At 65.5% G+C, this 9,471-nt stretch carries 10 protein-coding genes; all 10 read right to left on the reverse strand.

Annotated elements, in window-relative coordinates:
* A partial coding sequence (locus VMJ70_02000; protein ID HTO89881.1) for a hypothetical protein occupies positions 1-878 on the reverse strand: 878 nt, incomplete at its 3' end.
* Positions 879-1,040: 162 nt separating this feature from the next.
* On the reverse strand, positions 1,041-1,907 hold the full coding sequence (locus VMJ70_02005) for a nitrilase-related carbon-nitrogen hydrolase (GenBank protein HTO89882.1): 867 nt from the start codon (positions 1,905-1,907) through the stop codon (positions 1,041-1,043).
* A gap of 183 nt (positions 1,908-2,090) precedes the next feature.
* Positions 2,091-3,074, reverse strand: coding sequence for a PPC domain-containing protein (locus VMJ70_02010; GenBank protein ID HTO89883.1), 984 nt, complete (start codon positions 3,072-3,074; stop codon positions 2,091-2,093).
* A 233-nt stretch (positions 3,075-3,307) separates the two neighbouring features.
* Positions 3,308-4,186: a putative Ig domain-containing protein gene (locus VMJ70_02015; protein HTO89884.1), complete on the reverse strand. Its 879-nt coding sequence runs from the start codon at positions 4,184-4,186 to the stop codon at positions 3,308-3,310.
* A gap of 73 nt (positions 4,187-4,259) precedes the next feature.
* Positions 4,260-4,676: a hypothetical protein gene (locus VMJ70_02020; protein HTO89885.1), complete on the reverse strand. Its 417-nt coding sequence runs from the start codon at positions 4,674-4,676 to the stop codon at positions 4,260-4,262.
* 11 nt (positions 4,677-4,687) lie between these two features.
* Positions 4,688-7,339, reverse strand: coding sequence for a PilC/PilY family type IV pilus protein (locus VMJ70_02025; GenBank protein ID HTO89886.1), 2,652 nt, complete (start codon positions 7,337-7,339; stop codon positions 4,688-4,690).
* Between the two features lie 2 nt (positions 7,340-7,341).
* Entirely contained in the window at positions 7,342-7,788 is a 447-nt protein-coding gene (locus tag VMJ70_02030; protein ID HTO89887.1) for a hypothetical protein, read from the reverse strand.
* 36 nt (positions 7,789-7,824) lie between these two features.
* A complete protein-coding gene (locus tag VMJ70_02035; GenBank protein HTO89888.1) occupies positions 7,825-8,427 on the reverse strand; it encodes a prepilin-type N-terminal cleavage/methylation domain-containing protein in 603 nt (200 codons plus the stop codon).
* Positions 8,424-8,795, reverse strand: a complete 372-nt coding sequence (locus VMJ70_02040) for a prepilin-type N-terminal cleavage/methylation domain-containing protein (protein HTO89889.1) — start codon at positions 8,793-8,795, stop codon at positions 8,424-8,426. The genes VMJ70_02035 and VMJ70_02040 overlap by 4 nt, the downstream gene beginning before the upstream one ends.
* Complete coding sequence (locus tag VMJ70_02045) at positions 8,788-9,210, reverse strand: GspH/FimT family pseudopilin (GenBank protein HTO89890.1); 423 nt, start codon at positions 9,208-9,210, stop codon at positions 8,788-8,790. The genes VMJ70_02040 and VMJ70_02045 overlap by 8 nt, the downstream gene beginning before the upstream one ends.
* Positions 9,211-9,471 lie beyond the last annotated feature (261 nt).

The raw sequence follows: 9,471 nt of genomic DNA on the forward strand, positions 1-9,471 counted from the left end.
GGGCTGCCGTTCAGCGCCACGCTCAGCTGATCGAGCGCCTGGCTGAGCCAGGCGAGCGGATCCAACCGCGAACCGCCGGCGCTCGCCGATGCCCTGTCGCTCTGCCATGAATCGAGAATGGTCTTGAACGCGTCGAGGAGCCGCTGCATGACGTCGCCGCCCGTGGCCGGGGAGACGGGTGCCGGAGAGGCCTGCTTGTCGGTGAGCAGGCTGGTGGAGCCGTCGGCAGCCGGCGCGCTCGGATCGCTCGACATTGCAACCGCCGGCGCTGCGGAAACCACTCCGGAGCCCGAGTCCGGCTCGGCCGGCGCGGGCAGCACCGCAGGCGAAGGCTGCCAGGTGCGCAGCTTGATCGCGATCAGGTTGACACTCACCGAGCGCTGAACGTCGAGCGTGTAGCCGGAGAGCGTCGAGAGCGAGCCGTCGCCTGGATTCGAGAGATCGGCGCCGGGGCCGGAAGCGCCAGCGGTGGTGCCCGAGGCGAGCTGAGGCAGCTCGGCCTTGATCTGGTCGAGCAGCGTGTTGATGTCGGCCAGCTCCTGATCGCTGAGCGAGCCCTGGACCTGCACCTCGAGGCTCTGCGAGCTGGAGATCGAAAGCCCGTTCAGCTTGAGCGCGTTGTTGCCGTCGCTACCGTTCGAGCGATAGCGGTAGCTGATGGCGGTCAGATCCACCTCGTTCTGGAGCGAGATGCTGACCGTGTCGCCCTCCTGGGTCTGAATCTGAAGGTTCAAGTCCTGCTCGGTGGTGCGCTCGATGGCGCGCAGCGACTGGGACGTGCGCGTCCCGTGCGCGCTCGGATCGCCGGGCGGAGTTCTCTTCGCCCACCCACCCTCGAACGGGTTCTGGAGCGGGCCGATCGAAATCGGGTTCAGCATGGTCGCCACCCTCCCTGGCTCGAACCGAAACGAACTGCGTCGAGCCCAGTTTCGTCGGAGGGAGGAAAAACTTGAGGGTGCGCCTCCGGGAAGGGCGCCAGAAGCTCGAAGGGCCCTCGCGAGCGCGAGAGCCCTTCGCCACATCGTGCAATTCGCCCGCTGCTAGAGCTCGACCAGATCCTCGTAGGTCTCGGGACGCCGATCGCGGAAGAACTGCCAGATTCCGCGCACCTCGTCGATCATGTCGAGGTCCATCTCCGCCACCACCAGAGCGTCGTCGTCCTCGTTGGCCTGCGCGAGGAAGTTGCCGCGCGGATCCACGAAATACGACGATCCATAGAACTTGCCGACGTTCCAGGGCGCCTCGGTGCCGACGCGATTGATGCAGCCCATGAAGTAGCCGTTGGCCACCGCGTGTGCCGGCTGCTCGAGCTTCCACAGGTACTGCGAGAGCCCGGCCACGGTGGCGCTCGGATTGAAGACGATCTCGGCGCCGTTCAGGCCCAGGGCCCGAGCGCCTTCGGGGAAGTGCCGGTCGTAGCAGATGTAGACGCCCACCTTGGCGTAGCGCGTCTCGAACACGGGATAGCCGAGGTTGCCGGGCTTGAAGAAGTACTTCTCCCAAAAGCCCGAGGTGTGCGGGATGTGGTTCTTGCGATACTTGCCGAGAAACGAGCCGTCGGCGTCATAAACGGCTGCCGTGTTGTAGAGAACCCCGGGCATGTCCTTCTCGTACACCGGCACCACCACCGCCATCTTGTACTTGGCGGCCAACTTCGCCACCGCTTCGGTGGTGGGGCCGGGCACCGGTTCGGCGGCGTCGTACCAGCGCTTGTCCTGCCCGGGGCAGAAGTAGGGCCCGTTGAAGATCTCCTGCAGGCAGAGAATCTGCACCCCTTTCTTGCCGGCCTCCTCGATGAACGGCACGTGCTTGTCGAACATCGCCTGCTTGATCTTCGCGACCGGCTGCGATTCGTCATTGATGGGGTTGGCGCACTGGATCAATCCGCCAATGAGCTTGCGCGGCATGAAAGGTCTCCTGGTTCGGGAACGCGGCCCCCGGCCGCGGTGATGCGTCAGCTCGCGCTGCGAACGGCCGGAGCATACAACGCTCGCTCGACCGGGGAAACGCCGGGCGCTGAATCTCCGGTTCAAAAACGGCGACCACCCCCGCCGGCGGGAGTGGTCGCCACGAGCAGCCGATCGCCGAGATCAGCGGTACAGAGTCTTCACCTGCCCCCATGAGCGGGGCACGGTCCCTACCGGCGGCACGCAGATCAACTGCCCGGTGAGGGTGAATGGTCCGCTGGCGTTGGTGCCGTAGTTGTCGAGGATCAGGTAGTACAGGCCGGCGGCAGTGAACTTGTAGTTCAAAGTCTCGGCCTGGCCGGTCAGCGAGGCGTCCTTGCCGGCCACACACGAAGTGGTCGGTGACGAGCAGTCGGTGATGATGTAGATCGACCCGTCTGCGGTCGAGGTGTAGCTCACGGCCAGCGAGTCACCCGGCCCCACGTTCAGCAGGTAGGCAACGTCCTTGCCGAGCGCCGTGTACCCGGTGCAACCGCCGGTGCCCGACGCCAGCGGCGTGTAGTCGTTGGTCGCGTAATCGGTGGTTCCCGAGATGTTGATGTCGCCGCAATTGAGCAGGATCGCACCGGCGCACTGATCGTTGGCCGGCGGAGGCTGCGGGGCCGCGCAGTTGATGAAGCCCTGGTAGCCGCCGCTCGCCGTTGCGCTGTAGGCGGCGAAGCCGACGTAGTAGGTGCCGGTGTAGGTCGCGGTGAAGGTCAGCAGCGAGTACAGCCCGGGACCCGAGTCATCGTCGCTCGCGAGCACCGCGCCGCTGGCATCGAACAGCCGGATGCGCGTGTCGCCGACCTGACCCGTGGCGCCGTCGGCGTCGGTGCCCACCGTGATGATGGTGCCGGCGGTGGCGGTGAAGTAGACATAGTCGGTGTCGGCGGGAGCTCCGATGGACGCGGGGCGCAGGGTATTGCCGCAGTCGAGCAGCTGCGCCGTGGCGAGGCTGTTGTTCGGCTCGGCCTCGGGCACGTCGGCCAGTATGTGCGCGCCGGAGCGAAGCGGGTTCCAGTACTTCTCGGTGGCCTCGATGGCCTTGGTGTCGGCCGCGAATGCCGGGGCCGAGAGCGCGAGCAACATCGAGACGGTGAGCAGGGCGCGATGAGGTGCATGCATGCGGTGCCTCCTTAAGGGGTGTCGGAACCCGAATGCAACGGCCCGGCCGGATGTGGTGGCGCCCCGTGGTGAGGCGGCGCGTTTCCGGCCTCGTCGCAGTCTTAGCACCGAGCCGCGCGAGCTCAAAGGAATGACTGCGTGCGCCCGCTCAAATTGAAGAGAAAATGGGCGCCGGATGAAACTTTGTTTAGTAGTCCGAAGCAGTGTTTGACGCGGCGGAAGCCGCAGTCGGGCTACTTCTTGGCGGGAAGCGGCGTGAGCTGGATCGTGAAGTCCTGCGTCGCGACGCCGCCCTTCGAGTCGGTGGCGCTAAGGCTCACCGGGAAGCCCCCCTGGCGATCCTCACCCGTCGGCAGCGTCCACGTCGTGGTGCCGTCCGGGTCCACGTTCATGCCGGTCGGCCCGCTTACCAGCGCATACCGGAGCGGATCTCCGTCGGGATCGTTGGCGACCGCGTGATATTGGAACACCAGGTCGCGTTGCGTCGGCGCGATCGGCTGCGAGGTGAAGACCGGCGGCCGATTGTTGACCGAAAATGGCTGCGTGCGCACCGCGGCCGAGGCGCTCACGTCGTCGTGTGCGACCACCTCGGCGGCAACCTGATCGCCGCGCGAGACGCGGCTCAGCGACAGGCTCGAGCCGGTCGCGCTCTCGATCGGCACGTTGTTCTTGAACCACCGATAGGTGTAAGTGAGCAAGTCGCGATCGGGGTCCACGCTCTCGACGTTGACCTTGAGCTCGGCCGCTCCGGTCTCCGTGGATGGGACCAGCGTCGCGCTGGTGATCTTGGGCGGCGTATTCACCACCGTCACGCTGGCCGACAGGTTCCGCGCCGGGGCGTTTCCAGACCCCGGGGCGCTCACCGTCACCGTGATCTCGTCGTTCTTGGAGAAGAAGGTCGGGTCGAGCCCGTCGGTCGAGGCGTCGTAGATCAGGTTGCCGTTGCGCCGCCACTCGAATCGACATCCCGCCGGCTCGAGGCGACGATCCGCGAACACCACCGCAATCCGGTTCGCGGTCGTGGCCGGGTCGGGCGCCAGGCTGAGGCCGGCATCGTGGCGCGCCGCCACGTGGCTCTTCGGCTGGCTCGAGCAGCCGGCGAGAAGAAGCACGCCGATCAGCCCCGGCCATCGTGGCCGGGGCCGAATCGGAAGCGAACCCTTCGCCCCGTGGTTCGAGCTGCCGTCAGCGGGGCCGGTCATCTCTCGCGATGCTGACGAACTGCGATCCATCGCCGCCCTGATTCGAGCTGTCCTCGCTCTCAGGACGCAGCACGACCATGTTGATCGTCACCGAATCGCCGCGACGCGTTCCCGACAGGAACACGTGGCGATCGCTGACCACCGAGCCCTGCATCACCTGGCCCTTGCCGATCTCGTAGAACTGCGCGTCGGGAGCGAGCCAGTACGTCTCTCCGTCCATGGTCATTTCCTGGTCGAGCACTCCGGTGAACGTGCCCGACACCATGAAGGGCTGGGTCTGGCGAGCCGCCTCCGCCCGCGCTCGATGCGTGCGGGCGTCGGCGCTCTGGCTTGCCCCGGGGAGCACCACCGGCAGCAGGACCAGTGCAGCGATCAGCGAGATGCGAGTGTGGGTGCGCATGGCTACTCCTTTCAATTCCACCTCTGGCGCCACGAGTGCACGACCAGCTTCTTCACTCCGGCGCTGATGTCTTCGGTCATCAACACGGCATTGGACGACTGCAGGATCACCTGCTCGCTCAGCAAGTCGACCGACGGGTCGGCGAGGATGCCGTCGCCCATCGACTGAGAGCGGCCGGTGGTCACGTTGTTGGCCGTACCGTTGTTGTGATCCGGCGCCGAGCCGTCCTTGTAGTCCAGGCTGTAGAGCCACGACTGTCCACCACCGGTGCAGGCCGTGGAGTTCGGGCGGAACGAGGGCACGTACAGGGTGCCGGCGACCAGCGCCGCCGTGTGGGTCACGCGTTCGCCCGTGTCGTTGGTCATGTTGAGGAACCAGCCGCGCGTGGTATTGGCGAACGAGTGGATCGTCGTGCTCTGGTCCACCAGGTCCGTCAGCGCGACGGTATTGCCCGAGTCGTCATCCACGACGCCGTAGATCGACTGTTGTGCGGTGCTGGCCGGGTCGCTCATCGTGAGGTACTTGCCGGTTCCGAAGAACACCATCACCCGATTCATGTTGTCGAGCGTCAGGATCGGGGGAGCCTGGATCGGCTGTCCGACGTTGATGAGCTTCGTCACGGTCCACGGGTTCGCGGTCAGATCCACGCGCCAGATGTTGCCGGCGAGGTCGCCCAGATACATCAGGTCGTCGTAGCCGTCGAAGTCCTTGTCGATGACGGTCGCCTTGGTGGTCTTGTTGCCGGCCACCGGCGAGCCGAGCGCGATGGTGTTCAAGGTCGAGCCGTCGGCCGGGTTGAGGACGATCAGGTTGGTCTGAGCGGTCGTGGTGTCGTAGCCGGTGCCCACGCACAGCATGTAGGAGTCGCTATGCTTGTCGCGCACCAGCGATGGGCTGTTCCACGAACCCTTGAGCGCCGCGATGTTGATATCCCACATGACGCTGACCGTGTCGGGAGCCGGGCTGGTGACATCGAGAGCGAACAGCGTGCTGCCGCCCTGCGCCTCGCCACCGATCAGCATCGTCTTCCACGCGCCGCCGACGTAGATGTCATAGACGGCCGGCGTCATGTTGAGGAAGTACTCGTGGCAGTAGGACGGATCCATGAGATCCGCCAGCTTGGGCAGCAGATTCTTGGGCACGTAGGCCCACGATTCGGCGCCCGTGGCGGCGTCGACGCAGTGGAGCATGCCGTCGTTCGCGGCGACGTACACCTTTTCCGACCGGTTGAACTTGGCGGCGCGGAACGCCGGATAGTTCAGGAAGCTGTTGAACGAGTTGGGTCGTCCCACCGATACCGGCGCGGCGTCCACGATATCGCCCAGCTTCCAGCCGGAGCGATCGCGGGTGCCGGTGAACTGCATGCCCTGCGTGTAGCGGATGATCTTGTTGCAGGTCGCGGTATCCGGGGCGCCCATCAGCGTCCTCAGCGTCGCCGAGTTGGCGGTACTGAAGGCGTAGGTGTTGGTGCCGGTGCTCGAGGTCAGAAGGGTGCGGGTGCTCGGATCGCGCGCCGCCAGCTGAGCGCCGGCATCCCACAGCGAAGCGTCGCCCGCGTGGTAGGGCAGGTTGAAGGACTCGAGATAACCCTTCCAGGTCTGGGACTCGTAACGCGCGCGATAGAGGCGGTTGTTGGTGCGGTCCTCGGAGGCCACCACCGACACCGCCGCGCCAGCCGAGACGCGCGCCGCGATCACGCTGAAGTCGTGCAGCAGAGCGGACTGCAGGCTCGCGCCGTCGGTCACGCTGTAGTACTCGCCACCGCCCAGGTCCGCCGTGGTCTGGAGCAGCGAGCCATCGTCGACGTTGAAGCCGACCGTGAACACCGCGACGTTCTGGATGCCGTCGAGATCGGCGCGCATGTCGTTCCGGTAGAGATACTTGGCCACGTCATCCAGGTAGTAGCCGTTGTGATTGGCGTCGGTGATGTAGGGCGGCATGCTGGTGTCGTGGGTCGGCAGGCCGTCCGTCACGATGATCAGGAAGTTCTTCTGGCAGGCCGACTGGATGGTCGGATTCGCGCCCGCGGTCTTGTAGTAGTTGAGCGCGGTGACCGAAGCCTCGGCGAGCGGCGTCCAGGCGTTCGCGTCGATGGCGCTCTCCGAAGTCTGAATGGTGCTGACCGCGGTGCCCAGCGGGCAAAGAATCGTACCGCCGTTGTCCCCGTTGAAGATCTCGAGCCCGAACCGGCAGCCGGTGACGGCCGACAGCACCGCGTTGACGGTCGCCTTCGAGGACTGGATGCGGGTCACGGTCGGGATCGCCGATCGCTGGGCGGCGGTGGCGTTGTAGAAGATCCAGTTGAGGTAATTGCCGTGATACACGCCCGCCTCGCCCTGATCGCTGGTGACCAGGAAGGCCGTAGGCGTGGTCGCCCAGTGGGAATTGAAGCTCCTGGGCGAGTACGTGCCGGAGCTCGAGATGTTGTAGTCGGTCCCGTTCGAGAAGTTGCCCGAGTAGTGAGTGTTCGGATTGTAGGCGCTCGACTGCAGCGCCTCGTTCATGCTGCCGGAGTTGTCCTGCAGAATGAGCACGTTCGCGTCGGAACCGGCCGTGCCGATCGCCAGCGGCACCTGACAGGTCGCAGCGCCCGCCAGATTCGCGGAGCCCATGACCAGGGCCGCCGCGAAGGCAACGGAAAGCACTAGAGTGGAACGCCGCATGTTCAGTATCCCTCCCGGTAAAGGCGCGTCGCGCCCAGCTGAATGGCCGATTGCGACCCCTGCGCGCTGGCGCCCGTCGCGGAGACGGCGTATTCGAAGTCCTTGTACTCGATGCTCCATCCTGGGCGGGGCCGTTTCCGAATGAATTGCACATCGTATTTGTAGCTGTGGTCGTTGCTGAGCGCCGTGTAGCCCGCCGCGACGAACACATTGCTGTTCGCGTCGACGACGGGTGGCGGGGCGGACTGCTGGAGAATCCAATTGGCTCCGGCCTCGGTCGCGGCGTCGGCCGAATAGAACGAACGGCTGCCGGAATAATCGAAGAGCGCGGTCTTCTTCTCGGAGACGACGACGGCGACCACGACCATGGCCAGCACGGCGAGCACCGCCAGAACGCCGAGCGCCATGACCATGACGGATCCCCGTTCATGTTCGTGATGTCGATCCATACCGCCCCTCCTGCGACCGTCGTCGAGAGCCATGGCCTACATGTTCCTCAGACCGATTCGAGTGGTGAGCGTAAGCGGATGCGAATCCTTGTCCTCACAGGTGATCGTCACGCCGATCGAATGGACCAGTGCGCAATTGGCCGCGCTCAGTGGATACGGCCCGAGCAGGTTGTTCGAGCTGTCGTAGTACGAGAACGACATGGCGGTGACGTGGTCCATCACGACCGCGGCGCCGGCCCCCGGATTTCGCGTGATGGCCTTCTGCCCGGCGTCGTAGGCATAGGTGACGTCTTCCGACGGCTCGGCGGTCTGAATCACGCCGTCGCCGTTCAGGTCGGCCTGGATGCGCACCGACAGGCTGTCGGCGCTCTGGATGCCCGTGATCCCGACCGGCGGCATGCTCGGGTCGGCGCCGGCCTGGCGCAGCTCGTTGCCCATCAGATCGAGAGTCTGCCGCGAGTCGGCCTGGACCGCGGCCCTTCGCGCGGTTCTCGACTGCAGGTGGCTCGACGAGGTGAGGATCCCGGACAGGATCACCATCACCAGCCCGATTACGCCGACCGTCACCATCAGCTCGATGAGGGTCAGGCCGGACTGGGATCGATCCGTCGGACGAATGCTTCTGTCGTCGTGATTCATCGCGTCGAGACCAGGTCGAGGAGGTGGATCGTGCGAGGCGCGCCGGATTCGGTCCAGTTGACCGTCACGGTGATCCGGTTGAGCCCGGTTCCGACGGAGTCCACCCGCGTGTTCCAGGTGCAGTTGTCCGTGGTTCCGGAATCGGCCACCGCGCCGGCATAACCGAGCGCGCGGGCCTGCTCCATCTGGTTCTCGGCCACCGCCATCGCGCGAGTGCGGCGGCCGGTCGCGTAGACGTCGGAAGACGAATGAGTCTGGACGGCGGAGAGCGCCAGGAGGCCGACGGCGATGACGACCAGCACGACCATCAGCTCGACGAGCGTGACGCCGGCCTCGGCCTTCGCCAACCAGCGGGTTCGCTTAGTCACGGACCACCCTCCCGTTCGAGGCGATCTGAACGACCGAGCTGTCGTGCGAGTCGCTGACCGTGACGGATACCGGATCGGTGAGTCCCCACGGATAGAACGTCGCCGTGTCACTCGCCGAGCAGGAGACGCCATTGGGCATCTCTCGGGTGAGAAGCGTGGTGGTCGGGTTCAGCTGCTCGACCTGGTAGGTGGCCCCGGAGAACAGGATGATGCAGGTCTTGCGCGAGGTGGACGCGATCGTGTGCGCGTAGTGGATGTCGGCCTCGAGGGTCTGCGCGGCGCCCACCAGTCTCGAGCTCCGCATGAAGCTCGAGACCGTCGGAACGGTGAGCGCGAACAGGAGTCCCAGGATGCTGATCACCACCATCAGCTCGGCCAGGGTGAAGCCTCGTTCGTCGCGCGCTGCAGATTTCATCGCGGTTCCCACGGCAGGCACAGTGTTCCTCCGGCAAACGCCGCTCATGACCGACCCTGGCGAGCAGGGACGGCCTGCCTGTGGTCCCGCAAGGATGGTGCCACCTAGAATGGCGTCGAGAAACGTCTTAAGCCCAAGCAACGCCTCGCGCCCCCGATGTGCGCGCCCAGCGTGATGCCCGGTCGGGCGCAATGCTTCAGCGCAAAGCGCAATACGGATCGCCGGCCAGAAACCTGCTAGAAACCGCTCAGGAATGGGACG

Source organism: Candidatus Sulfotelmatobacter sp., assembly GCA_035498555.1.
Taxonomy (GTDB): Bacteria; Eisenbacteria; RBG-16-71-46; order RBG-16-71-46; family RBG-16-71-46; genus DATKAB01.

Coding starts and splice junctions, on each gene's coding strand:
- VMJ70_02020 (HTO89885.1), bottom strand. CDS start 4,676: ATGCGCACCCACACTCGCATCTCGCTGATCGCTGCACTGGTCCTGCTG.
- VMJ70_02010 (HTO89883.1), bottom strand. CDS start 3,074: ATGCATGCACCTCATCGCGCCCTGCTCACCGTCTCGATGTTGCTCGCG.
- VMJ70_02045 (HTO89890.1), bottom strand. CDS start 9,210: ATGAAATCTGCAGCGCGCGACGAACGAGGCTTCACCCTGGCCGAGCTG.
- VMJ70_02005 (HTO89882.1), bottom strand. CDS start 1,907: ATGCCGCGCAAGCTCATTGGCGGATTGATCCAGTGCGCCAACCCCATC.
- VMJ70_02035 (HTO89888.1), bottom strand. CDS start 8,427: ATGAATCACGACGACAGAAGCATTCGTCCGACGGATCGATCCCAGTCC.
- VMJ70_02025 (HTO89886.1), bottom strand. CDS start 7,339: ATGCGGCGTTCCACTCTAGTGCTTTCCGTTGCCTTCGCGGCGGCCCTG.
- VMJ70_02030 (HTO89887.1), bottom strand. CDS start 7,788: ATGGATCGACATCACGAACATGAACGGGGATCCGTCATGGTCATGGCG.